Genomic DNA, 23674 nt, shown 5'->3' with positions numbered 1-23674 from the left:
CACCCGGCATGTGCCAGAGGGGAGCGTTGGGGGATTGTTCCCCGCCGCCGGCCACGCTAAGGGCTTTTCATGCCCCGCTATGCATTGAAAGTCGAATATCACGGTGCGCCCTTCGCCGGCTGGCAGCGACAGGCCGATCAGCCTTCGGTGCAAGGCGCGATCGAGGACGCGCTGGCGCGGCTGGAACCGGGCCCGCACACGATTGCGGCGGCGGGCCGGACGGATGCGGGCGTGCACGGGTTGGCGCAGGTCGCCCAGTGCGACATGGTCAAGGACTGGGACCCCTTTCGCCTGTCAGAGGCATTGAATTATCACCTGAAACCCCTGCCCGTCGCGATCCTCGATTGCGCGCAGGTCACCGACGACTGGCACGCCCGGTTCTCGGCGGTCGAGCGCCGCTACCTCTTTCGTCTGCTGATCCGCCGCGCCCCGGCCACCCATGACAAGGGGCTGGTCTGGCGGGTGCAGAACCCTCTGGATGTCGAGGCCATGCGCGAAGGCGCGGCGCATCTTGTGGGGCATCACGACTTCACCACCTTCCGCTCGACCATCTGCCAGGCGAAAAGCCCGGTGAAAACACTGGATGACATCGTCATTTCGCAGGTCGACGGCCTCTCCGGTCCGGAAATCCAGTTCCGCCTGCGCGCCCGGTCATTCCTGCACAATCAAGTGCGCAGCATCGTCGGTACTTTGGAACGCGTCGGCGCCGGAGCCTGGCCACCGCATCAGGTCAAAACCGCGCTCGACTCCCGCGACCGCACCGCCTGCGGCCCGGTATGTCCGCCGCAGGGGCTATATCTTGCCGGCGTGGGGTATCCCGACGACCCTTTCGCGTCATTTCGCCTTTGAATTCGCATGCGCGCTTGGGTAAGGCTTTTTGCCAAGCGGTCCCGTAGCTCAACTGGATAGAGCAGCTGACTTCTAATCAGCAGGTTCGGGGTTCGAGTCCTCGCGGGATCGCCAACCATATCCATTAACCCCCTTTTTTCAGCGCCTTGCGCTGCGTCTTGGCGAACCTATCGGGAAGGTTCACCACGTTCTGTTCGCCGTTTGGTCTGGCGATGAGCTTGTCGAAGGCGGAGTCGGCCATGCCGTCGCGCTGCGCCTCGGCAGTGTATCGCTGCACCTCTGCAAGCGTCGTATGGCCGGTCACAGCGCCGATTTCGTGGGCAGTGGCCCCAGCCTCGGCCAAGCGCCTGGCGCAGGCTTTACGAAGGCCGTGAGCGCTGCACAGGGGCAAGCCTGCTTCGTCGCACCATGCGCGCATCTGGTTTCCCAGCCCATTCGGAGAACGAGACGCGCCGCGGTTGGTCTGTAGGAACGTCAGCGCATCACGCGGGCAGTCGGTCAAGACCTCGGCCAAGTCTGGATGGATCGGCATGGAAACAGCCGAGCCGGTCTTGCTCCGCCGGTACTCAAGACGTTCACCATTCACGTTCTGCCAGCCAAGAGCCACTGCATCGACGCGGGCCGCGCCGGTGTAGAGCATCAGCGTCACGGCGCTGTGTGCCAAGGTTCCGGGCTGGTGCACCTCGAAGAAGCGCGCGATCTCGCCCTCGTCCCAAGTATGGTGCCCGCTGCTGTCCAGGCGATACGGCTTTGCGAGGCGTGCCGGGTTGTCCTGGCGCCACTCAAGCGACACCGCATGGTCCAGCAAAGTGATCAGGCGCTTGCGCAGGTTGTTCGCCGCCGCCGGTGTCTCCGCCCTCTCTGCGAGGATATTCTGAACGTGCCGGCGCTGCATCTGCTTCACAGGCTTGTCGCCGTGTTCCTCCCGGAATCGCTCGATGATGCCGCGATAGTTGCGCTTGGTGTTATCCGAAAGCCCGAGAAACTCCGGCGACCGATAGTAGGAAGCGACCAAGGCAGAGACAGAGCCCGGGCGGGTGCGCTCGATCCCAACAAGCCTGCGCGTCCGGTGTCCCTCCAGTGCGGCCTCGTACCGGCGCTGGAAGTCGTCCGAGCCGTAGTCGGTGCCCAGCTCAGCCGAGAAGCCACCCTTGCGAAAACGCCACCGGCGCCGACCGTGGCGGTCGGTGTAGGGCGTTGCGCCGGGATATTGCTTTCGGTGCTTCATCCTGCGTCCCAGGGGTTCGCTTCATCAACGGCAGGGCTGTCGATCGTATGGATCACCACCTTGCCGTCGCGGCTGATTTCCGTGCGCGCCACCGGAATGCCTGCGTCCCGATATGCTTTGAGATATCGGGTCAGTTCGGATTGCGTGATGGTGGCGCGGCGGGCGGGCATTCTTTACTCGTCCGGGTGAGTAATAGGGATCGGCTTGTCGGAAACGAGTTCCCTTGCGTTAGACAAAATCTCAACAACATCAGGCCTCCCGCTCTTAACGTAGAGAGAGATAGCCAATCGAAACACCATAGTGCCGATGGGAAGGATAAGAGCAGCGTCACCCGTCCAATCTTCGATGCCGCCTCGCTCAAAAAGATGCGAGACTGCACCATCATCATTGTTGTCGAACCTGACCATCGCGTTGATGAGAAATGGATCTTTCAGGACGTTGCTTTCGACCCAATCCGTGTACGCTTCTGCGAAACCCTCACCACTTTTCGGCTCCAACGGCACGCCAAAGCGAATGAGCCGATCCTGGATCAGGTTATAGACAAGATGATAGCCTGTGAATGTAACCGCAGCCCGTTGTCGACCACTTTCGTCCCGCAAAGACAGGGCCTGATCTCTGGCAATTCGTGTTCGCAGAGTATTGGGTTTGATCCGCAGAAACGTAGCTGCTTCTGCGGACCCTACTATGCCGACGTGCCAGTTTTCTTTGAGGTACTCCAGCGCTTCACGTCTCATTGTTCCAGCCTATTAGGTTTCGCATGAGTATAAATTAGCTACAGACGAAACTAGTGTCAAGCGCCTTATGTTTGCTGAGGTTTGTTCAGATGCTCGACATGCGGAATCAAATCCATGAGCATACGCTCGGCAAGTTCCAGAGATGCAGAACTGAAGTATCCGCCCGGCGTGAACAATTTTTCAGCCGAAACCAAGGTGTCCTCTGCAAGGATGTGTTGCTGAATTATTGAAATAGCCGCGCAGAGTTGGTCATGCGGGCTCATGCTTTGAACGCTCATGATGCCTCTCCGCTTTTGCCTTCCAGCATCTCCAACGCATCGGCAATCGCCTCAGCGCGCTTGCGCATGTCATGGAAGATTGCTGGCAGGGAATTGTTGGCCAGGCGGGTCAACGGATCTTCCTCCGCGCCGTCGCAAGCTTGTTCCGAAAGAACCTCGGCACCGCCGATCATTCCGGCGAGGTAAACTGCATCTAGGTGGATGTCATCGATTGTATTGGGCATTGCGTCAGTCCTATCCTGTGATATCTTCACTTGTGAAAGTATCACAGGAATAGCAAAGTTGTGAAATCTACACAAGTAAGAATGGCGAGGGCTGCACTCAATTGGTCTTTGGCCGACCTGTCGAGCGCTTCTGGAGTTCATAGAAACACGATTTCGAATTACGAAACCGGGCGCTACGAGCTGAACGCAGAAAACTCACAGAAAGTAAAAACAGCCCTCGAAGCCGCCGGGGTGGAGTTCATCGCAGAGAATGGCGGCGGCCCAGGCGTAAGACTGAAAGGAAAGCGCTAATGTTTATCAGATTGATTCCCATCGGGGGTGACCCCGCAAAAGACACCATCGAAGACCTCGAAATGAGCACCGTTCCCCAGGTTGGTGATGTGATTGAGGTCGAATATGAGCCTCGGGAATTCACCACCTACGAAGTCACCAAGCGGCGTTTTAGAGTGGACCCCAAGATCGAGGGCGAGTCCGCATACAGCCAGCGTGTAGCGGTTGAAGTCACGGAAATTGGTCCCGTGAGCCACACAACCACCGAGCTGCGCCTGTAAAAAGGCCGAGGCTTCCCGCCCCGGCCCTCTAAGAAACCGGGTCCAGAACGAACCCGGTTTTCTTCGACGCCGCGCCCGGCAAAAGGTAACCAGGGCCGCGCCTTGTCGGGGTTTTCCGGCACTCTCCGACTAATCCGAGTCCTTTGCGGGCAGAGCAATGGCTAAATAGGCCCGCGGGTGACCAACCCTATTCTTGCCAGTCCACCAGCTTGAGCGCGGTTTCCGGGTCCACCCCGGCCTCTTTCGCCTGTGCCAGCGCCTGGATAACGCCCACGGCTGCGCGTGCCCGTCCGCCTGCATCGAAGGCTTGCAGCGGTCGCAGCGTGTCGATCTTCACTTCAGTGCCCAGCTTCGCAGTCGCTTCCTCGGCCATCAGAGCCGCCATCGGCTGCAAGACCCAGCTTGCAAGGTGCCGCTGCGCCTCTCTGACCATCGGGCCGGTTGCTGCCGAAGACACCAGTCCAGGCAAGACACCGAAGATGTTCAGGATCGAGTTGCGCGCCGCATCTAGGCTTTCGCGCGTCATGGCCTTACTGAGGTCCGGCGACACGTCAGCCGCCCGCCAGTCCTGCTGAGGCGCTGGCCCGCCAGCCGAAGCCACGTTGACGCTTTCCCGGATCAGAACGCGCCCGCGCTTGCCCCGAAACTCGCTGCCGAGCTTCTGCATGTCCGTATCCGTCGATTCCGGGAATGGCACGATCTGCGACCCGAGCGGTGCGTTTTCGTACACCTCGCCCAGGGCAGTCTCGATAGCCTGAAGCCATCCAGCGGTCAGCTGCGCACGCTTGAGCGGCGCGGACCCTGCCCACGGCACGACGCCATCAACGCCGGTTCTGAAGTGCAGAACCTCCGCTGCAAGCGCTGTCTCTGTTCTACCGCCACCGGCCTCCGACACGCTCACGCGGTAAGCACGCGGCACGCCGTCTTGCGTCCGAAGATCCCAATCAGCGCAAGGCACCACCTGCCCGGTATCCCGGATCAAGAACAGAGCTTCACCGCGCAGGGCCAAGGCGCGTCCGGCCATCGCCATATGCTGCCGGGTCAAAAGCGGGGTGCCCTCGATGTCAGCCAGGGCAAAGCCGCCTTCCCAGAGCGTCACGCAGCTTTGTACTGTACCGGTCAGTTCAGCAATGCCGCGCCTGCCGGAAATGTAGCTTTCACGCGCCGACATGAGTTCGGCAGTGAAGCCTGACATGGCGGAACGCTTTTCGGTTTCAGGTTCGGCTCGTTTGGTAAATGGCCACATTTCACACTCTCCGATATTTGCGCAGAAGATCAGCGGCGCCGCTGTGTTGCAGCGCGCGTGCGATCCAGTTCACCGGTCGCTGAAACTCCATCGTGACAGGGCCGACCGTGTGTTGCTCGGACGTAGAGGTTGGGCTGTTAACAGACGCGTCAGCGACATATTCCGCGAACCTACGAAACGCCTCGTTCACGTCCTCGGGCACCGTCATGCCACCCACGTCAGCCGTGATGCGATACGGGCCGCACCCCTTGATCTCGTAGCCGCCGAGTGGGCTGGCGTTGAGCAAGGTGCTTGTCCAAGCGTAGTCCTGCCACACCTCGACGGCTGTAACCGACGCAGGCCCCAGCGAAGGCTGCCAGTTGCCCGGCCCCTCCACGATCCATTTCACCTCGCGCTCTGTGAACCGATAGGCAATGTACCCCTCGATGCGCTGCCAGATCATGTCAGCGTTCACGGCAGCAGCTTCCGTAGAAAGGCCGCTCGGAGCATCGGGATAGCTGGCCGGTACGGCTTCAATTCTGTCCAGAACCTCGATCATCAGAGCCTCCATCTTTTGAGGTGAGCAGCAACTTGATGCTCACGGTGGCAACCGTTGCCACTTTCGGGCTGCCAGTTCCGGGCCTCGATCTGCGTTTCGTCGTATGCGGGCCGGGTGACAGCGCTGATCTCGTAGAGAAGCGCCTGGTTAACCGTGCGAATGATCGCGGTGCCCTCTGCGGGATCCTCTTCCTCGATCGTTTCCGCATCCGGTACAGTGCGCGGCGGCGGAATGCGGAACCCCGGCGACAGGCCGACCATGAGGCCGGATTCATAAGCCGCCCAGAAGTTCTGCCAGAACGTCGCCCGCTGGATCTGTTCGCTGATCTCCGCTTCGAAAATCAGCGCCTCATCGGTGTCTTGCAGCGTCAGCGTGCCCGCCTTTCGGCTGGCAAGCGGCTGGTCATATGAGTGCCCGACCAGGAAGTGAATATCCTCTTCGGGACGCTCGACGCGGTAGGCAAAAGCTCGCGGTGCGATAACCTCTTTCCGGGGACGCCCGGTCCTGCCGCCATCGGACAGGACCGCACGTTTGCCATAAGGAAAGCGGCCACGCAAAGCGAGCGCCCCAGACGCTCGCTTGCGCAGTTCAAGACCGCCATTGTGGCCGCCCCAGAGCATCACTGGATACCCGAGATGATTTCCAGCTGCGCGGGTCGCGCAACCGTGACATCCATCGTCGCCAGTGCCGTGATGCGCAGGCCGCCAGACGCCGCATCGCTGTAGGGGTCGCGGATCATGTCGACCGCCCCCCATTTGCCCACGAAGATCGGAGCGACACCGCCCGAGTTCGTAGTCAGAAGCGCGATGCTATCGGCTGGATCACCGGCGGGTGCAGCCAGCCCGTTGGTCGTCATCGAAAAACTGCCGATGTTCTTGGCCAGCCGGTCCCACTCAGTAATCGCGGTGCCGGTGTCGATGTAGGCGTCGTCCATGTCGGACCAGACCTCGGGCCGCAGCATAAGCCGTACCGCAGAGGGCGAGCCCGCGGCGTTGGCAAGCATGAAACGGACCACCGCCGCACGGAAAGCCGCCCAGGTCGGAACGCCGCCGAGATCGGTGTCGGTGATGCCGTAGGTCCCAGCGCCCGCGATCACGCCGAGCGGCTCACCGCTGGAGCCGCCGCCCAGAAACACAACGCGATCCATCTCGACCGACATGGCCGAGTTCATGTCACGCCGCACCGCAGCCTCCAGGGCCGCGCCGGATTGCTTCAGGGTTTTCCGGCTGATCTTCATCTGCACGCCAAGCGTCTGATCGGGTGCAAGCGCCTTGTCAGTGGTCTCGAAGGCTTGCGCCGCCCCGGCCGACCCGGTTTCGGTGCTCTGCCAGCCGACAGACGCGCCCTGCGTCACCACGGGCCATTCGATCTCGCCGTGGTCGATGCTGATCATCTGCGCGCCCATCTGAGCGGCAACGCTGCCGGGGAAAAGGCGGTCGATCAGAGGACGGGTCGAGATCGGGTCCGGCGTGCCGGATGCGATGGTTTCACCTGCCCGCTGTTCAAGCGCTTCCCACGGCACGGGAATGCCCTGGTATGAGCCTTGCGACCGGAGTTCGGTAACGATCTCTGCCGTCTGGCCGTCGATCTGGTGGCCGTGGTCGAGTGCCGCCGCAACCTGGCGCACCTCGAAGCTGTCCATCATTTCGGACCATTCCCGCTCGGAGCGGGTTTCGAGATCCTTGCCAGCCTCGCGCCGTTCTTCATCCTCGGCAATGAGCGAGGCACGGTAGCGGGTTTCGTTCGACCGGTATTCGCGGTCGAATTCCTCCATCTGCCGGGTTTCATCTTCAGTCGGTTGTTCTTTGCCGACCAGTTCGGAAAGGGCCTGACGAATCTCGCTTTGACGCCTTTGGATTTTGGTTGAATCAAGCATTCGTTTCTCCTGTGCTCGATGGGTTTCGCTGCATATCGCGCAGCAGGTCGCGCCATTTTTGGCGCTCGGGGCTGAGTTCGGGATGCCCGCACTCAAGCCGCGTCTTCGTACCGTGGCACCGGCCACAGAGTGTTTGCAGATTGTCGAGATCAAAGGCCCGCTCGGGGTGGCTCCGCACCGGGTCCTTGTGGTCCACTTCCAGCCGGTAGCGGCTCCCACACTGGACGCATTTCCAGCCGTCCCGGCGCTTGGCCATCGTGCGCAGTGCAGGCCAGCGACGGTCCTTGTAGACCCATGATCCATGCCGCCTCACGCCCATGCCACGCGCCCCCCTTTGGGAACCGGGCGGCTCATCATGCGCGCGCCTTCAGCAACCGCCAGCATCGAAGCGCACGCCGCGTCGATCCGCGCCATGCTACGCCCCTTGGCGGGTTTCGCATTCCCTGCCGGGTCCACGATCACCACAGCCTCGCCCAGGGCATGGCGCAGAAGGTAGCTTTCCGCCGATTTCACTTTGCCGTCGAAGATGTGGCGGCGCAGCCGTTCAACGTCCTCGCTGCCGTCCTTGAATCCCATCCCGCGCCAGATCACCGCACCACGGTATCCGGCCCGGTCGATAGCCTCGCCAAGCTCCGCCTGCTTGAACCGGTCAGCGACAATGCACGCGATGTTCTCCGCCACAGCACGCCGCAAGACGCTCTCGATCCATTCCACGATTGGCACCGTCCGTTCGCCCATCACGGTCAGTTCACGCCGCTGCATCATCTGGCAGTACAGGTCGCCCACTGCGTCAGCCTGCCCGCGTGCATCGAGGCCGGGTTTGCTGGGGAAGGTGCCGTAGCATTCCAGCCGCTCGCTTTCCGGCCAGTAGTACGCAGCTGCCGACATTGACGCCGATCCGCCCAGGTCCAACCCGATCACGCAAGGGCCCTGCCGTTTCGGCGGCTCAGGGGTTTCGCATTTCAACCAATCGTCCAGGCTGATCAGGATATCGCGATTGTCCTCCTGGACGCGCTCATTGCGTGACAGTAGGCGGAACCGTGAAAGGGCCGATCCGCCACGTTCCAAGGCAAGTGCCGCGTCCGCTTTGAGGCGTTCAAGGCTTGGCCCGATACCATGCTTCGAGCCGGGGTTTGCCGCCATCAGGCTTTTCACGTCATCCGCGGGCAACCCGGGCTCGGGCCGGTGTTCCTGCCGGTATACGCCGGGTGCGTCCCGATCGAGCCACAGGCTGAACGGATGCTGATCGTTGCTTGCACTGGTCGAGATGATCAGCGCGCGACCGTCCCTCTTGGACAGGCCAGTGAGAAGTGCGGCCTCAAGCTCGTCGCCCTGCGCCACGGGCCAGTGTCCACGCTCATCGAGGATTGCCAGTGTAGGCGAAGACCCGAGCGCCGATTTACCATCGGCTGAGATAGCCTTGAGAAGGTGCGGGCCGTTGTCGTCGTCATACTGGATTTCAAATCTTGGCTGACGACGAATAGTGATGCGCTTTTGCACGTCCTCCGGCAGGGTCCGCGAAAGGCTTGCCACGTAGTGCCAGCAGATCTGCGCCTGCTGCTGGGTCTTTGCCGCGATCAGGATTTCGCGCTCGGCCTCGTTGGACCATTCGCCCAAAAGTTCGCCCAGGCCAAGAACGCCCGACAGGGTGGATTTCCCGTTGCCGCGCCCGACGCTCAGAACGCCCACATTGGTATCAGTCGCAAAAGCACCGTCGATAAACCGTTTCTGGTACGGTGCCAGCTTGATCGGCTGGCCGGACAGGCGCCCGGTCGGGACGCTAAGCGATTGCGCAAAGCGCTTGATGCGGGTCGCGGCCTTCATCAACCCCTCCGTTTCGGATCACGCTGGATCCGCTCAACGCTGCCCGGCAGTGTCTGGCGGTCGTATCGGCTGATACCCTCGGTCATGACTTGAACAGCAACATCGCCGGAAATCTGCCGCACGTCCTGCACGATGCTGCCGTTCTCCACCCGGGCGACAACCTCGATGCGGCCTCCGACTTGGCCGCCGCCGCGTGTGTGGTCGATAACCGTCTCGTTAGGGTGGAGAATGGCTGGAAAGCCGCCTTTGCCATCTACACCGCCCATGCGTGCGCCTGACCCGGTGTAGCCGCCGCCATCGAACGACAAAAATCCGCCATCTCCGAATAGGCTGGGGAACGCGCCCCCAAGAAGGTCCTTGAAGCCGAACTTAATCAGTTGGTTCCCGAGATCGCGCAATATGTCACCGGCATCGGCCCCGCCTTCGATAATACTATCAAACAAACGGTCAAATGCGTCCTGCGCGGCCCCCGCCGCATCATCCAAGCCGCGCGTCGATTCCTCCGCACGACCAATCATTTCATCATATTCCTCTTGAGCCATGCCGTAGGCGCGGGCAGCTTCTTCTGCCGTGATAATGCCCGCCGCCTGCGCCGCGCTGATCGTGTCCTGCGCCTGGGCCAGGTCTAGCGAGGCCCGCGCAAGGGGATCGAGCGTTGCAATCAGACGCTTGTATGCCTCCGAGACTTGATTGATCTGCGAAACGCCGCCGGTCGATCCTCCGCTGCCGCCACGGCTGCCAGGCGATCCCGTGAACATACCAGCGTTTACGACCTGCCCACCGCTCGGGAAGGGGGTGCTCGGGTCTTGCGGTAGAAGCCCAGCAGGCCCTTGCGGCCCACCATTGCCACCGGGCATATTCTGCCCCATAGCCTCAACGACGCTCATGCCCTGAATTGCTACCGCCCGGTTGTAGGCTATGCCAAGCGCATCGGCCAAACGTGCCGCCGCCGCTGCGCCCGCGTCGATGCCGGATGCCAGATCGAGGCCAGCAAGGCGCATCCCGTCAATCGTGGCCGCGCTGATGCCATCTCGCAGAAGGCCAGCCATAGCCTCGGCTTCGGCTGCGTGTTCGGCTGTGAATTGCATCTGCTGACCGAGTAAGCGCTCCTGATTCGCGGTCTCTGCCACGATGGTCGACAGGCGCTCTTGCTCTGCGACCTGTTCCCGGAATGTCTTCAGTTCCTCTTGCGCCGCAGCCAGGGCCTCTTGTGCAGGTCCAATCTTGTTATTCAGAAGGCCCTGCTGCCCCGCCCGCGAATTGGCGATCTCGTTCTCGACACGCAGAAGCTCCCGGCGCTTTTGCGTCACGTTGTCCGCAAGTGTGAGTTCATCTTCGGAAATGCCGAGCGACAGGGCGCGGATTTCACTGGTCAGCGCGGCTGCCGTTTCCCGCACCTCCTTCAGTCTCTCCGCAGCCTCGCCCGCACTGTCAGCGATATTGACGAAGCTGGCCGCCAGCGGCACGCCGACCGCGACCACCGCGCCCAGCACCGCGCCAAGGGCACCAAACCCGCCAAGAAGCTGGGGAAGCTGCTGACCGAGGGCGATGCTGGCAGAGGTTCCCGCCCCGACCTGTGTTGCGAAATCCCCGACTTGAAAGGCCGTGTTCTGGATCTGCCCACGAGCGCCCTGCATACGGGCACCCATGCCGCGAACGGCTCCGCCCAAGCGATCTGTTGACCGCGCGCCACGGCTGGCCATTCGGTCGACCGCGCTTTCCACGCGACGGGCCTCGACCTTCAGACCCTTGAGCGATCTTTCGGCGCGTGCTGACCCGCTTTCCATCTGCGTCGGGTCGATGCGTAGTTGCAGTGTAGCCATCAGTCAGTGTCCTTGTGTGTGAAAGAAGCAGCCCGCTCCGCGGCAGACGGTTCTCCCAGAATTCGGGGCATTGGGACCATTCTCGCTAGCCGCTGTCGCAAGTTGCGACACGGGATCGACGCGCACCGGCAACTTGCCGGAGGGATGGTGACCGACAACTTGTCGAACACGGTGGCAACCGTTGCCACACCGATGCTCAGGACCAAGTGCCACCACGACCCCGACCACCGCCCCTCTTGGTGATTAAGGATGTCCCCAAAACTGGTACAGGCCGTGGGCTCTACAGGGGCATTTCGTCCCCAAAACTGGCACAGGCCGTGCCCATAACTGGTACAGGCCCCCATCATCTTGTCCCCATAATGGGTACAACCCTGTCCCCATAATGGGGTTGGGGTTCTGCATTTGCGTTGCGTCCGCTCGGGTTGTTCGCAGGGGCTTTCTTGATGGGGAAGTCGTGACCTTCCGACCAGTCCTTGAACAGGCGTCGACCACTGACCTCACCAGGCAAGGCGATCTCTGTCACCTCGAATGCAGGTGCCTTGGCCTGGCCATCAGTGCCAAGACTGGCGCCCTCCCGCTGCACAATGAAGCCTTTGGCCTGTAGGTCATGGAATGCGCGTGCTGCGGTCTTTGGGTTCACCCCGAGGCATTCGGCAGCTTGCCGAACAGACAGTCGAAGCTTGCCGTTATTATTCGCCTTTGGGCCGCGCCACTCAAACTTGATCCACGGATAGAGCGCTTGCGCAGTCGTAGACAGTGCACGCCACGCGTCCGTCTGCATGACCGGGCGCACCATCTTGGTCCAGTGCTCGACCTTACCCTCGTTGCGCTTGTCTCTGCCCATCACGCAACCCCATCTGCTAACGGTTTGCAGATAGCTGCGTCCACTCTGCCAAGTTGGCGGAGCGGAATGGCGCGTGGTCTTCCAAGTTGGAATTGAGGACCTACCCCTATGCGCTTTGCCAACTTGGCAGAGCGTGATGGGGTCTTACTGCACCAACTTGGTACAGCGGCGCAGCTGCGAAATGAGTTCGCCAATCGCCCAAATTCGGCAATGGAATCAAGGCCCGATTTCTGCCGGTTCGCCGTCGCAAGTCTCTGACTTACGTAAGATGTTTCACTTCTCGCGGGATCGCCACTTAGACCAAATGTCAGTGAATGGGCAAAACGCGCTCGATACTGCGCGCACCCTCATCCGGTTTGCCGCACAGTGGATGGAACTCATGAAGTTCCGGGCACACGCCTCGGCTCCGACTTTGTCGCCAAGCATGTCACACTACCACGATAAGCTCGATCCTGCGGCAACCGACCCGGCTCGAGTGGCCGCATGCAGGATAATGCGCAAGTGCGTTCTGCGTCAGGCCCATATTGAGGACCTTGATGCGGTAGCCTAACACGTCGGCTGTCGTCCCATGGATCCATATAGGCTTCGTTGGCGTACCACGTACAAAAGCGCCACTCTCTGGATAATCGGGCAACTTCTCATAACAGCGGTCAAGTCCCTCTAAACCATACAAGGCAATCGGGGCCGCAACATGGGGCCCGATACGCATTTCAAAGGCACAGGCCATCATAAGCTGTGCACCTAAATCTGATCACCTTTCAGCGTTTCTGGTTTCGGCAAAAATGCCTCTCAATCAGTGTCTGCTTCGTCCTGACAAAGCGTTTTGAGTTCTGAAGGGCGGAAAGAGGTCGTTCGCTGGGGACATTTCGAATGACCGCTTTTTGCTCTGAACGACGATTCGAGCCATGACCAAGCATTCAACCCCTTGTGTTTCCCGAAATGCTATAAGATAACATTGTTATGTTATATAGTATCATTCTAGATATTACTCCAGAAACGAGTTGGTCGATTGGCGCTGGCCGGGTCGCCGGAGCGCGGGTTTCGCCGCCTGGGTCTGTCCGGGTGCCAGCACAGCATTCCCAACCGACCAGCGATTCCAATCCCAAACAGGAGCCTACATGAACGCAGATCCACACCCCCGCCTCCCCGTCACCGTGCTTTCCGGCTTTCTTGGCGCCGGGAAGACGACGCTCCTGAACCGCGTCCTCAACAATCGCGAGGGCCGACGTGTTGCGGTCATCGTCAACGACATGTCCGAGGTGAACATCGACGCCGACCTTGTGCGCGAAGGCGGCGCCAACCTCAGCCACACCGACGAGACGCTGGTCGAGATGTCCAACGGTTGCATCTGCTGCACTCTGCGCGACGACCTTCTGGACGAGGTTCGCAGGCTCGCCGGCGAAGGACGCTTCGACTATCTGCTGATCGAATCGACCGGCATTTCAGAGCCGCTGCCCGTGGCCGCGACCTTTGACTTCCGCGACGAGGCGGGCGAAAGCCTGTCGGACGTCTCGCGCCTCGATACGATGGTCACGGTGGTCGACGCGGTAAACCTGCTGAACGACTATTCCAGCCACGATTTCCTCAGCGACCGTGGCGAGACGATGGGCGAGGAGGACGGGCGCACGCTGGTCCACCTGCTGACCGACCAGATCGAGTTCGCCGATGTCGTGGTGCTCAACAAAGTCTCCGACGCAGGGCCCGAGCGCACCGATGCAGCACGCAAGATCATCCGCAGCCTGAACGCCGACGCCCGGATCATCGAGACCGATCATTCCGACGTTGCCGCGGACGCCATCCTCGACACCGGACTTTTCGATTTCGAGAAAGCGCACGAGCACCCGATGTGGGCCAAGGAGCTTTACGGCTTTGCCGACCACGTGCCGGAGACCGAGGAATACGGCGTCGCCTCCTTCGTCTATCGCGCGCGGCAGCCCTTCCACCCCGAAAAGGTTCTTGAAATCCTCAATGGCAACTTGCCCGGCGTGATTCGGGCCAAGGGGCATTTCTGGATCGCCACCCGGCCCGACTGGGTGGCGGAGTTCTCACTCGCCGGGGCGCTGTCATCGGTCACGCCGCTGGGCCAATGGTGGGCCACGGTCCCGAAGGAGCGGCACCCCGATCACGCCGGCGCGCAGGAGTACCTGCGGGCGCACTGGCAAGCGCCATGGGGCGACCGCCGGCAGGAAATCGTGTTCATCGGCGCAGGTATCGACTGGCCCGCGCTGAAGGCACGGCTGGATTCGGCACTGGTGCCCGCGAACGTGGCACCGGGGCCGGACAGCCTGCCCGATCTGCCTGATCCGTTCCCCGCGTGGCGGAGGGCGTCATGACCCTGCATCCGATTGTTCCAAAAGGCGCCGGGTCGGGCGTGCTGAGCGTCAACGGCCCCGAGGACATGGGCGCGATCAGGCTGCCGGGTGTCGGTGGCGTGATCTGCCAGCGCAGGCTTCCCGAAACCGTGCTGCATTGGCTGGAGACCCTTCCCGCCGAAATGCTTCCCGCAGCCCGCGTCCTCGTGCGACCGGGCGAAATTGCCTCGGCCGTCACTCTGGCCTGCGACGAGACGGGACTGCCCGACGCGCCCGAGCGCCGGATCCTTATCGACGATATCGCGGCGTTGGCGGCCACCTTTGGTGAGATGACTCGTGCCAAGTGGCTGAGGCTGCGGCTGGACGTGGTGACGACCAATGCCTGCCGCCGGTTCCACATCGACAGGGTCACGGCCCGGCTGGTCTGCACCTATCGCGGCACCGGCACGCAATACGGTGTGGCGCGCAACGATGTGCCGGCCACCATCCATACGGTGCCGACCGGATCGCCCTTCGTCATGCGCGGCACGCTCTGGCCGGCGCAACCCGATCCGCATCTAATGCACCGATCTCCGCCGATAGAGGGCACCGGCGAAACCCGCCTGATGCTGGCGCTGGACCCGGTCACCGATCCGGACGCCGAGTCATGAGCCGCAACATCGCCACAAGCCTGCGCCGTCGCCGTCGCAGCGACCCGATGCGCGATTTCGACGCTTTGCCGCCGCCGCTGCGCAACTGGATGAGACAAGCGGCGCTGGCGTGGTCGCCCGCCTCATGCCGCCGCATCTGGCAAAAGGCGCGGGCCGAGGGCGCGCCGCCCGACGCCATCCTGGCCCGGCTCGACCGGGCCGAGCGGATCACGCTTGCCCGCGACAGGCTGACCTGCCCGGTCAGCACCATAGAAACGCCACAAGGCCACGAGGACCGAGATACATGAAACGCCCGGTATTTCCGGCCCCGCTGGCGCGTGGCACGCTTGATGTCGACGCGAAGATCGATATCCGCTCGCTGAAATCTTCGAAAAACCACGCGGATTTGTACGGCGATACCGCTTTGATGACGTTGCAACGACGCGCATCTGACTTCATCAATGAAACCTGAAAGGTCCTGTCATGAAACCGATCTACCTGGCCTTGGCCGCCACCACCGCCCTCGCCGCGCCCGCACTGGCGCAGGATACGCGCGAATTGGACGCGCATGTGCACGGCGTCTCGACCGTCGAAATCGCGGTCGAACACGGTGCGATCGAGATCAACATCCTGTCGCCGGGCATGGACATCGTCGGCTTCGAGCACGAGGCGAGTTCTGCCGAGGACAAGGAGGCGATAGCAACTGCGATCCGGCAATTCCTGACACCGGAAGAGATCGTGACGCTGCCCGAGGACGCGGGATGTCGCCTGACCGAGGTTCTGGCCCACTTGCACACCGGTGATCATGATGACGAGCACATGCACGAGGGGGATGACCACGCGCATGATGACGACCACGCCGAAGGCGAAGGGCATGATCACGACCACGAAGAGCACGCAGACGAAGCGCGGCACAGCGCGTTCCACGTGACCTACGGCTTTGCCTGCGACGACGAGGACGCGCTGACCAGCGTGGGCTTCCCGTTCTTCGAGCGGTTCGCCAATGCCGAGGAAATCGAGGTGCAATACGTGACCGAGACCGGCGCGGGCACGGCGGAACTGACGCCCGGTGCCGCCGAAGTCTCGTTCGAGTAGCGATGGCGGACCCGGCCCTGACCCTGCAAGACGTTCGTTTCCGCTGGCCGGGGCGGGCGTCCTTCGGGGTGTCGGTGCCGGAGTTCCGGCTGGACCGCGGGGAAAGCGTTCTTCTGCTGGGCGAAAGCGGATCGGGGAAGTCCACGCTCTTGTCGCTGGTCTGCGGGATCGTGACTGCCGATGCAGGCCGGGTGGATCTGGCCGGCACCGACCTTGCCAGCCTGCGGGCCGGCGCGCGCGACAGGTTCCGGGCCGAGCGGGTCGGCATCATTTTCCAGCAGTTCAACCTGCTGCCCTATGCCAGCGTGTCGGACAATATCCTGTTGCCTTTGAAGTTCGCGCCGGAGCGGCGCAAGCGATCCGAGGCAGGCGATGCGGCAAAGCTTTGCGCGGCGCTTGGTCTGTCTTCGGATATTGTCGAGGCCAAGGCGGGTCGCCTTTCCGTCGGTCAGCAACAGCGGGTCGCCGTGGCCCGCGCCCTGATCGGCCAGCCGCCCCTGATCGTCGCGGACGAGCCGACCTCGGCGCTGGATGCGGCGACACAGGATGCGTTTCTGGGCCTTTTGTTCGATCAGATCGCGGCGGCCGGATCGTCGCTGTTGATGGTCAGCCATGACGAACGGCTGGGCGCGCGGTTCGACCGCGTGGTGCACCTCGCTGACATCGCCTCTGTCGAAAGGCCGGCCGCATGATCCTGCGCCTTGCTTTCGGCTCCCTCATGGCGCGTGCCCTGACCGTCAGCATGACAGTGCTGGCCATCACCCTGTCGGTCGCGCTGTTCCTTGGCGTCGAGAAGGTGCGCACGGGTGCCAAGGCCAGTTTCGCCGACACGATCTCGGACACTGACCTGATCGTCGGGGCGCGCTCGGGCTCGGTTCAGCTGTTGCTGTATTCGGTGTTCCGGATCGGCAACGCCACCAACAACGTGACCTGGGAAAGCTACGAGGATATTGCAAACCGGCCCGAGGTGGACTGGATCGTGCCCATATCGCTTGGTGACAGCCACCGCCAGTTCCGGGTGATGGGCACCACGCAGGCGTTTTTCGAGCACTACAAGTATCGCGGTGGCCGGTCTTTGGAGATCGGCAATGGCCACGGTTTGGACGATCTTTACGACGCGGTCATCGGTGCCGAGGTCGCGGCAACTTTGGACTATGCGGTGGGCGACCCGATCGTCGTGTCACACGGGCTCGCGTCCTTTACCCATCACGATGATCAGCCCTTTCGCGTGGCCGGCATCATTTACCGCACCGGCACCCCGGTGGACCGCACCGTCATCGTCAGCCTGGAGGCCATCGAGGCGATCCATGTCGACTGGCAATCCGGTGCACAAATTCCCGGCCAAAGCACACCGGTCGAGCAGATACGTCAGATGGACCTGTCGCCGTCGGCGGTCACGGCCGCGCTGGTCGGGGTCAAGTCGCGGCTGCAGATCTTCGGCCTGCAACGCTGGATCAACACCTACCCCGAAGAGCCGCTGCTGGCGGTCCTGCCCGGTGTCGCGTTGCAAGAACTGTGGCAGATCGTCGGAGTGGCCGAGACCGCGCTGATCGGCGTGTCGGCGATGGTGGTGGTGACGGCCCTCTTGGGGATGATGGCAATGATCTTCTCCTCGCTCAACGAACGCCGTCGGGAAATGGCGATCTGGCGGGCCATGGGCGCGCGCCCGTCTACCATCCTCGGCCTGCTCGTGTTGGAAGCGGCGCTGATGGCCGCCCTGGGCGCACTGCTGGGCCTGGCACTGCTTTACGCCGGGCTGGCGCTGGCGCAGCCGGTGGTGGACAGCGCCTTTGGCCTCTGGCTGCCGATCGCGCCGCCGACCGGGCGGGAGCTGGCCACTCTCGCAGGTGTGATTGTCGCGGCGGCGCTTGTCAGCCTGTTTCCGGCCCTCAGGGCCTACCGCCTGTCGCTGTCTGATGGCATGATGGTCCGGATATGAGACACGCGCATCCCTCTCGCCGGGCCGTCCTGGCCATGCTCTCGGCAACCCTGCTTCCGGGCCGGGCCATGGCCAGCCAGTACCGTGTGATTGAATGGCCGGACCTGATCCCCAAGGGCGTGCCCTATGGCGAGATCATCGGCCCCGGCAAGATCGACGAGGCCAATGACACCTGGGTGCCTGAATACGACCGCAACGCGTGGCGGATGAACACCCGTCTGAACGGCAAGGCGGTCAAGCTGCCCGGCTACATCATCCCGTTCGACGTCACTGCGCAAGGCGTGACCAGTTTCATGCTCGTGCCTTACGTGGGCGCCTGCATCCACACGCCCCCGCCGCCGCCCAACCAGCTGGTTTTTGTCACCACCAAGACTCCTTGGCCCAGCGACTCCTTGTGGGATCCGGTCTGGGTTTCGGGGCGTCTGTCGGCGAAGTCCATGAAAACGCAGATCGCGGATGTCGGATACCAGATGACCGCCGAACAGATCGAGATCTACGAATGGCAGTGAAAGGCCCGACTCGTCGTGCCCTGCTTCTGTCCCTCGCCGCATCGGGGATTGCCGGACAGGCGCTGGCCGACACGGTGATCGCGTTGGAATGGCGCGACCTTCTGCCCGAGAATGACACGTCTCTGCCCGGCAACCTGCAAGGCATCCTGCCGCACGACGAAAGCAGCATGGCCGCACGCCAGCCGCCATCGACGGGCATCCGCACCGACTGGACCGGCAAGAACGTTCAACTTTCAGGCTTTATCGTGCCGCTCGACCACGACGGTACCGGCGTCACCGCGTTCATATTGGTGCCGTATGTCGGCGCCTGCATCCACGTGCCTCCGCCCCCAGCGAACCAGCTTGTCTTCGTGACCTCCGGCACACCTTATGAAAGCTCCGGCATGTTCGAGCCCGTGACGGTCACCGGCATGCTCGGCACGGCGTCGCGATCCACCCAACTGGCCGAGATCGGCTATGCCCTTTCGGCGGACGATATCCGTAGCTTCAGGCGTTAGGTGAGCCTGTAGAACAAACAGACGGCACGAGGTGTTCGTCCCAACCGCCCAAACGCCGAAGTCCGTCGCATCAAAGCTAAAGAACCACACTTCGGTACCGGCACTGTTAGATCGACCACTTCAGTTGTTCACTTAGCTATTGCACTTCCGCGTTCACGTTGGCGCTTTTGCCAAACATCAAATATGTCACCGCCCGGTTTTCGATCAATCAATCAGGCGGTTACAAAGTCGATCAATCCTGCCCCTAACGTAGGTCTCCTGGCCTTAGAATGCCCCGGGCGAAAGCCTGCGCAATCACCTGACGGCGGAAGGCCATGGTCGGTTCAGCCATGCGCCATTGTACGAGGTCGTATTCAAAACCCAGTCCCAAGGGATGGAGCGGTGTGCCAGGCGGAACGCGGCCCTCGAACAATTGTCCACGGGCCATGTTCGGGGTGAACAAATCAGCCATTTCGCCGTAAAGGCCGTCGCTGGTGTCAGGTTCGGCAGGTGGGAGGTGCTGTCACCGGATGCCTGCCCAGTATTGGCTTAATTCGAAACGGATCGACCGCGGATAACACAAACCTCATGATAGACTTCTACCTTGGGATCGGCATCGATGCGCGCCTGGACCTCCCTGGCGCTTAAGCGGGTCCTGCCTTCGGGGTCGGCGTAGAACTCGCATGTGAATTCGCGTTCCAGACCGGTCTTCGCCAGTGCATTCTCCAAAGCGACAAAGAACGAAATATCCGTACCGGCGTGCTGCAAGACGATCTGAGAATGAAGTTTCTCGGGCTCATAGCCATTGGCCTCGAAAAGTTCGAACAACACGGAGCATCCGACCCGCGCCCCGAAATTCAAGATCACATCGGCCGTGGGCGCCGCCGCCTTGACGCGGCGCAAGAGCGCTTCGTTCAGACCAAGCCCGACGGAGTTGAAGGGAAAGGAATCGAACTCCCCCCAAGGATAATAATGCGCAATGTGATCTTCATCGCGCGTGTTGGCTCCGTCTGCCAGTTTTGCCTTCTGGGCCTTGCGAAATGCCTCGAGTCGCACATCGTCGGGAGTGCCCACTTGCGGCAGACAGCCGACGACAATATCGCTTTTCGCGATCTGCTCTTGGGCCTCCGGGCTGTCAATAAGGCTGACCGCACCGGGAACGGCATGGAACCGGTCCGCCTTTTTTGGCGCAAGATCCCGAACATTGCGCGCCGCGAGATCGGCAAGCCGGGGGTCCAGATCGCTGCCCGCCACGGAAATTGCGTCACAGATCTGAAGCATGAATGCGACATTGATCCCCGTTCCGATGCCCACCTCGTAGACCCGCTTGCCAGCCAACCCGGCCTTTTCGATTCCCCTTTGAAACGTTTCGGTCCAGGGGTCGGTCGGATCGAACGCGAACCCCGGAGCGTGCGGCGTCACGGCCGTTTCTCGAGTGGCGGAAACGCTATCGGGCGTTTTGAAGTCGGTCATTTGTTCTGTCCCTCGTATCGGCGGTATTCTTTTGGCTCTCGTGCAAGTGCAGTCAGTCGAGCAGCAACACTTCTTGCGCAGTACCGCGCATACAGTGATCCGACCGCATTGCAGCGGCATATCCTCCAGCATTGATCAACGCGACGACGTCCCCCGGCTCCGGTGCAGGCATGGCATGGTTCTCTGCCCATTTGTCCAAAGCCTCATTGACGTTGCCGACCACGGTGTAACGGACCATTGGCGCATTGCGCTGCGTGACCGGGACCGGTTCGCAAGGAAGGCCGTAAAAGGCGGGCTCCATAGCGAGGTTGAAACCTGCATCGAGACCCAGAAACTCCACCTCTCGGCGGCGTTCGGCATAGGTCACGCGTGTCAGAAGCACGCCCGCATCCTTGACCAGGTAGTCCCCCGGCTCTACCGCTACTGTGAGGCCGGTCCCGGCGAATGCGTCCGCGATCGTGGATGCCCACCTTTCGAGGTCAAGCGGCTTGTCGTCAGACTTGTGTGGCACCCCCAGGCCACCGCCAATGTTGACCTCTGTCACGTCGGGCAGTCTGGACAGAAACTCTCGGCTGGCCGCCAGCACCTCGGATAATTGCGACAACTCGCGGTCAAGGTATCCGGATCCGGCATGGAAATGCACGCGCGTGATACGGAGGTCGTGTTTGCGAGCGATGTCAATCGCCTCAGGCAGCCGGTCTATGTAGATGCCGAACTTGGTCGCCTCGACTCCGCTGTATTGCAGCATGTCATTGCCACCGTAGCCTATGCCCCGGTCCGGATTGATCCTGATCCCAATGTCGCGACCGGGACAGCGTTCTCCGAAGCTTTGCAGCGCCGAGAGCGAGTCCAGGTTGATGTTCAGGCGATCAAATCGTGAGATGGTTTCCAGATCGGACGGGGCCAAGGACGTGGCCGTGAAAGATATGTGTTCTTCCTCGAAACCGCAGGCCAAAGCATGAAGAAGCTCCGCCGGCGAACAGATATCTGCGCCGATCGCTCGTTGCGCGGCAAGGTAGGACAGCAATTGCGGTGTCCGGTTGGCTTTGATCGCGTAATAAAGCCTGTGCCGCACGCCGACCGCATCAAGCGCCTTTGTTAGTCGTTGGGCATTCTCCAGAACTCTCGGAGCTCGAATGACATAGGCAGGCGTTCCCACTTTCTCCGCGACCGTTTCCAGGTCAGAACGTCCCAGATGCAGGTGTCCCGTCCGGTAGCAAAGATCTTCGCGCGTCCACCAAGCAGTTGAAATTTCCGGCGGTTCGCCATCACCCTTTTCTTCCTTCTGGGTATCGGATTGCGGGACGGTCGCGGCTTCAGACATGCGCCGCAACGCCTCCGTTCCTGGTCTCACCCTGCACCACTTCAGGATTGCTTTCGGCACAATACAAAAGCTGCACATCGGTGCTTTCGCCAGTCAGGCTCGCGGAGACCCGCTCAGCATCGCAGCAGGATCCGTCTACCAGAACATCAATCGGCAACCCGCAATCTGCTCTGCCGATCATTGCCTGTTTGATCCGCAGAACGGTCAACGCGTTTGAGAGGCCTCGGCAATCGAGAAAAGTGGTCGGTTGGGGCATGGTCTGTCCTTTTTTGTTTATGAAAGAATGCGAACGAGTGTTGATGGTGAGGGAAACCTCATATCTTTCCGGCAGCCAGATCTTCGGCTGCGCGCGTCAGAGCGTTCTCCAGAATGGCGACGATCTCATCGATTTCGCTGCGCGAAATGACAAGCGGTGGCGACAGGATGCAGAGGTTCTCGTAGGGCCGCACAAGAAGCCCGGCTTCCTGGCAATAGGCATCGACGCGCGCAGCGAGCGCCATATTCTGCGCATTCGGACCCGCTTCTTCTCCGGTCCAGCATTCTACGCAAGCCATGAGGTGATCGCCGCGCACGGTGTAGACGATGGACGACGAAAGCAACTCTCGCAGCCGACTTATGAAGTAGGGACCGACATCCTGAACGTGGCCACAGATATCGTCGCGCTTCATGATTTTGATGTTCGTCAGTGCCGCAGCGCATGCGACCGGATGCCCGGAATAGGTGAAACCATTGGAGAACACGGGCTTATCTTCCGGGGCGGCATCAGAAACGGCTTCGGCGATCCGATCCGACACAAGCAGTGCACCAAGCGGCTGATATCCCGAGGTTATGCCTTTTGCCGTCACGATCATGTCCGGGATTATTCCAAACCGCGTCTCGGACGCGAAGAAATGGCCCAAGCGACCGAAACCGGTGACGACCTCGTCTGACACGTAAAGAATATCGTACTTGCGGCACAGATCGAAAGTGGCCTTCTGGTATCCGTCAGGCGGCGTCAGCACGCCGCCCGAGGCGAGGATCGGCTCAGCAACGAAGCAGGCCACGTTTTCCGGCCCGAGCCGCCGGATCTCGGCTTCCATCTCTTCCAGCAGTCCCTTCAGGCGACCTTCGGCACTTATTGAATCCCGGTCCGGGTCGTGACCGGGGCTGGACAGATGGTGTACAAATTCCGTTTCGTAGTGGAAATGCGTTCTGTCCGCCGCCTTGCCCGACAGCGACTGGGTCAGGTAGGTGCCGCCGTGATAGGCGTTGACGCGAGACAAGACATGCCGCTTCTCGGGCCTGCCCTGAGCTGAGAAATAGTAATGCGCGGTCCGCACAGCCGATTCCACGGCCGTGGATCCGCCGGTCGTGAAATGCACCCTGTTCAGGTCCCCGGGCGACAGCTCCGCCAAGGTCTCTGCCAGCATCGCGGCCGGTTCGCTCGATACGTCTCCAAAGGCGGTGTAATAGGCCATCTTTCGCGCCTGCTCGCCTATGGCATCTGCCAGTTCCTCGCAGCCATAGCCCACCGTCATGCACCACATGCCACCGATCGCATCAAGATAGCTCTTGCCTTCGGTATCGCGCACGCGCACGCCCTTGGCGGAATTCATGACAAGAGCCTGTTGCTTGCCGAGCGCCTGCAAATCCGCCCAGGGATGCAGCACGTGTCGGGCATCTTTCTCCGGCAAGTCCAGCTCGTTTCGCAGCTCCGCGGTCTCCAAGAGTGTGTCCATAGATCGTCTTGCTCCTTTGCCCTACACGGGTGAGACGGAAAACGAATAACGCGTTCCGACATGCTCCCCTCATAGGGGCAGGTGGATTTCTGTCTTTGGGGCGGCGACTATCCGACCCGAACACGTGCTCGGGCGTATCGCTCCTTTTTAGAACCCCGGTCTTTGTCTTTGGCGCGTCGACGGC

The 23674-nt window shown here is 61.5% G+C and carries 29 protein-coding genes and 1 tRNA gene; 13 read left to right on the top strand and 17 right to left on the bottom strand.

Annotated features, from left to right (window positions below):
- Nucleotides 1–69: 69 nt before the first annotated feature.
- Both truA and RBB18_RS16390 read left to right on the top strand, forming a co-directional pair.
- Nucleotides 70–849, top strand: coding sequence for a tRNA pseudouridine(38-40) synthase TruA (gene truA / locus RBB18_RS16395; RefSeq protein ID WP_103763382.1), 780 nt, complete (start codon nt 70–72; stop codon nt 847–849).
- A 37-nt stretch (nt 850–886) separates the two neighbouring features.
- Nucleotides 887–963: transfer RNA gene (locus tag RBB18_RS16390), tRNA-Arg, on the top strand.
- A gap of 10 nt (nt 964–973) precedes the next feature.
- Here the strand turns inward: RBB18_RS16390 and RBB18_RS16385 are convergent.
- The 5 genes from RBB18_RS16385 to RBB18_RS16365 form a co-directional block, all read right to left on the bottom strand.
- On the bottom strand, nt 974–2077 hold the full coding sequence (locus tag RBB18_RS16385) for a tyrosine-type recombinase/integrase (RefSeq protein WP_306111325.1): 1104 nt from the start codon (nt 2075–2077) through the stop codon (nt 974–976).
- The gene (locus RBB18_RS16380; protein ID WP_306111326.1) at nt 2074–2247 is read right to left on the bottom strand and encodes a hypothetical protein; all 174 of its coding nucleotides are present in this window, start codon (nt 2245–2247) and stop codon (nt 2074–2076) included. The genes RBB18_RS16385 and RBB18_RS16380 overlap by 4 nt, the downstream gene beginning before the upstream one ends.
- A gap of 3 nt (nt 2248–2250) precedes the next feature.
- A complete protein-coding gene (locus RBB18_RS16375) occupies nt 2251–2811 on the bottom strand; it encodes a hypothetical protein (RefSeq protein WP_306111327.1) in 561 nt (186 codons plus the stop codon).
- A 65-nt stretch (nt 2812–2876) separates the two neighbouring features.
- Nucleotides 2877–3089, bottom strand: a complete 213-nt coding sequence (locus RBB18_RS16370) for a hypothetical protein (RefSeq protein ID WP_306111328.1) — start codon at nt 3087–3089, stop codon at nt 2877–2879.
- On the bottom strand, nt 3086–3313 hold the full coding sequence (locus tag RBB18_RS16365) for a hypothetical protein (RefSeq protein ID WP_306111329.1): 228 nt from the start codon (nt 3311–3313) through the stop codon (nt 3086–3088). The genes RBB18_RS16370 and RBB18_RS16365 overlap by 4 nt, the downstream gene beginning before the upstream one ends.
- An 81-nt stretch (nt 3314–3394) precedes the next feature.
- Here RBB18_RS16365 and RBB18_RS16360 point away from each other — a divergent pair, with 81 nt between their 5' ends.
- Nucleotides 3395–3604 (top strand): helix-turn-helix transcriptional regulator, encoded by a 210-nt coding sequence (locus RBB18_RS16360; RefSeq protein WP_306111372.1) that lies wholly within the window; start codon nt 3395–3397, stop codon nt 3602–3604.
- The gene (locus RBB18_RS16355; protein WP_306111330.1) at nt 3604–3864 is read left to right on the top strand and encodes a hypothetical protein; all 261 of its coding nucleotides are present in this window, start codon (nt 3604–3606) and stop codon (nt 3862–3864) included. Before RBB18_RS16360 ends, RBB18_RS16355 begins: the two co-directional genes overlap by 1 nt.
- A gap of 187 nt (nt 3865–4051) precedes the next feature.
- On the opposite strand, the gene RBB18_RS16350 is transcribed toward RBB18_RS16355, so the two are convergent.
- The 8 genes from RBB18_RS16350 to RBB18_RS16315 form a co-directional block, all read right to left on the bottom strand.
- Nucleotides 4052–5059, bottom strand: a complete 1008-nt coding sequence (locus RBB18_RS16350) for a phage portal protein (RefSeq protein WP_306111331.1) — start codon at nt 5057–5059, stop codon at nt 4052–4054.
- 52 nt (nt 5060–5111) lie between these two features.
- Nucleotides 5112–5648, bottom strand: coding sequence for a hypothetical protein (locus tag RBB18_RS16345; protein WP_306111332.1), 537 nt, complete (start codon nt 5646–5648; stop codon nt 5112–5114).
- Nucleotides 5648–6268, bottom strand: a complete 621-nt coding sequence (locus RBB18_RS16340) for an HK97 family phage prohead protease (RefSeq protein WP_306111333.1) — start codon at nt 6266–6268, stop codon at nt 5648–5650. The genes RBB18_RS16345 and RBB18_RS16340 overlap by 1 nt, the downstream gene beginning before the upstream one ends.
- Nucleotides 6268–7524 (bottom strand): phage major capsid protein, encoded by a 1257-nt coding sequence (locus RBB18_RS16335; RefSeq protein ID WP_306111334.1) that lies wholly within the window; start codon nt 7522–7524, stop codon nt 6268–6270. The genes RBB18_RS16340 and RBB18_RS16335 overlap by 1 nt, the downstream gene beginning before the upstream one ends.
- The gene (locus RBB18_RS16330) at nt 7517–7843 is read right to left on the bottom strand and encodes an HNH endonuclease (protein WP_306111335.1); all 327 of its coding nucleotides are present in this window, start codon (nt 7841–7843) and stop codon (nt 7517–7519) included. The genes RBB18_RS16335 and RBB18_RS16330 overlap by 8 nt, the downstream gene beginning before the upstream one ends.
- The gene (locus RBB18_RS16325) at nt 7834–9348 is read right to left on the bottom strand and encodes a terminase large subunit domain-containing protein (protein ID WP_306111336.1); all 1515 of its coding nucleotides are present in this window, start codon (nt 9346–9348) and stop codon (nt 7834–7836) included. The genes RBB18_RS16330 and RBB18_RS16325 overlap by 10 nt, the downstream gene beginning before the upstream one ends.
- Entirely contained in the window at nt 9348–11171 is a 1824-nt protein-coding gene (locus RBB18_RS16320; protein ID WP_306111337.1) for a hypothetical protein, read from the bottom strand. The genes RBB18_RS16325 and RBB18_RS16320 overlap by 1 nt, the downstream gene beginning before the upstream one ends.
- 343 nt (nt 11172–11514) lie before the next feature.
- Nucleotides 11515–12015, bottom strand: a complete 501-nt coding sequence (locus RBB18_RS16315; protein ID WP_306111338.1) for a hypothetical protein — start codon at nt 12013–12015, stop codon at nt 11515–11517.
- 1118 nt (nt 12016–13133) lie between these two features.
- Between RBB18_RS16315 and RBB18_RS16310 the strand changes: the two genes are divergently transcribed.
- Genes RBB18_RS16310 through RBB18_RS16270 form a run of 9 tightly spaced genes read left to right on the top strand, consistent with a single transcriptional unit; the run spans nt 13134 to nt 18996 of the window.
- Nucleotides 13134–14348 (top strand): GTP-binding protein, encoded by a 1215-nt coding sequence (locus tag RBB18_RS16310; protein ID WP_306111339.1) that lies wholly within the window; start codon nt 13134–13136, stop codon nt 14346–14348.
- Nucleotides 14345–14977: a DUF1826 domain-containing protein gene (locus tag RBB18_RS16305; protein ID WP_103763462.1), complete on the top strand. Its 633-nt coding sequence runs from the start codon at nt 14345–14347 to the stop codon at nt 14975–14977. Before RBB18_RS16310 ends, RBB18_RS16305 begins: the two co-directional genes overlap by 4 nt.
- The gene (locus RBB18_RS16300; protein ID WP_103763379.1) at nt 14974–15264 is read left to right on the top strand and encodes a DUF6525 family protein; all 291 of its coding nucleotides are present in this window, start codon (nt 14974–14976) and stop codon (nt 15262–15264) included. The genes RBB18_RS16305 and RBB18_RS16300 overlap by 4 nt, the downstream gene beginning before the upstream one ends.
- The gene (locus tag RBB18_RS16295) at nt 15261–15428 is read left to right on the top strand and encodes a hypothetical protein (RefSeq protein WP_170067203.1); all 168 of its coding nucleotides are present in this window, start codon (nt 15261–15263) and stop codon (nt 15426–15428) included. The genes RBB18_RS16300 and RBB18_RS16295 overlap by 4 nt, the downstream gene beginning before the upstream one ends.
- A gap of 11 nt (nt 15429–15439) precedes the next feature.
- The gene (locus RBB18_RS16290) at nt 15440–16051 is read left to right on the top strand and encodes a DUF2796 domain-containing protein (RefSeq protein ID WP_306111340.1); all 612 of its coding nucleotides are present in this window, start codon (nt 15440–15442) and stop codon (nt 16049–16051) included.
- Between the two features lie 2 nt (nt 16052–16053).
- The gene (locus tag RBB18_RS16285) at nt 16054–16743 is read left to right on the top strand and encodes an ABC transporter ATP-binding protein (RefSeq protein WP_306111341.1); all 690 of its coding nucleotides are present in this window, start codon (nt 16054–16056) and stop codon (nt 16741–16743) included.
- Nucleotides 16740–17990 carry an ABC transporter permease gene (locus tag RBB18_RS16280; RefSeq protein ID WP_306111342.1) on the top strand — a complete coding sequence of 417 codons (1251 nt, stop codon included), beginning with the start codon at nt 16740–16742 and terminating at the stop codon, nt 17988–17990. The genes RBB18_RS16285 and RBB18_RS16280 overlap by 4 nt, the downstream gene beginning before the upstream one ends.
- Complete coding sequence (locus tag RBB18_RS16275) at nt 17987–18499, top strand: DUF3299 domain-containing protein (RefSeq protein WP_306111343.1); 513 nt, start codon at nt 17987–17989, stop codon at nt 18497–18499. The genes RBB18_RS16280 and RBB18_RS16275 overlap by 4 nt, the downstream gene beginning before the upstream one ends.
- Nucleotides 18490–18996 carry a DUF3299 domain-containing protein gene (locus RBB18_RS16270; RefSeq protein WP_306111344.1) on the top strand — a complete coding sequence of 169 codons (507 nt, stop codon included), beginning with the start codon at nt 18490–18492 and terminating at the stop codon, nt 18994–18996. The genes RBB18_RS16275 and RBB18_RS16270 overlap by 10 nt, the downstream gene beginning before the upstream one ends.
- Before the next feature lie 528 nt (nt 18997–19524).
- On the opposite strand, the gene RBB18_RS16265 is transcribed toward RBB18_RS16270, so the two are convergent.
- Genes RBB18_RS16265 through RBB18_RS16250 form a run of 4 tightly spaced genes read right to left on the bottom strand, consistent with a single transcriptional unit; the run spans nt 19525 to nt 23490 of the window.
- Entirely contained in the window at nt 19525–20448 is a 924-nt protein-coding gene (locus RBB18_RS16265; RefSeq protein WP_306111345.1) for a hypothetical protein, read from the bottom strand.
- A 52-nt stretch (nt 20449–20500) separates the two neighbouring features.
- On the bottom strand, nt 20501–21772 hold the full coding sequence (locus tag RBB18_RS16260; RefSeq protein ID WP_306111346.1) for a diaminopimelate decarboxylase: 1272 nt from the start codon (nt 21770–21772) through the stop codon (nt 20501–20503).
- On the bottom strand, nt 21765–22028 hold the full coding sequence (locus RBB18_RS16255) for a hypothetical protein (protein WP_146050032.1): 264 nt from the start codon (nt 22026–22028) through the stop codon (nt 21765–21767). The genes RBB18_RS16260 and RBB18_RS16255 overlap by 8 nt, the downstream gene beginning before the upstream one ends.
- 58 nt (nt 22029–22086) lie before the next feature.
- Complete coding sequence (locus RBB18_RS16250; RefSeq protein ID WP_306111347.1) at nt 22087–23490, bottom strand: aminotransferase; 1404 nt, start codon at nt 23488–23490, stop codon at nt 22087–22089.
- Nucleotides 23491–23674: the final 184 nt, after the last annotated feature.

Origin of the sequence: Roseovarius sp. MMSF_3298, from assembly GCF_030733705.1 — a bacterium.
Classification (GTDB): domain Bacteria; phylum Pseudomonadota; class Alphaproteobacteria; order Rhodobacterales; family Rhodobacteraceae; genus Roseovarius; species Roseovarius confluentis.
Note: the sequence above shows the minus strand (reverse complement) of the source record. Positions and strands in the feature narration are given on the sequence as shown.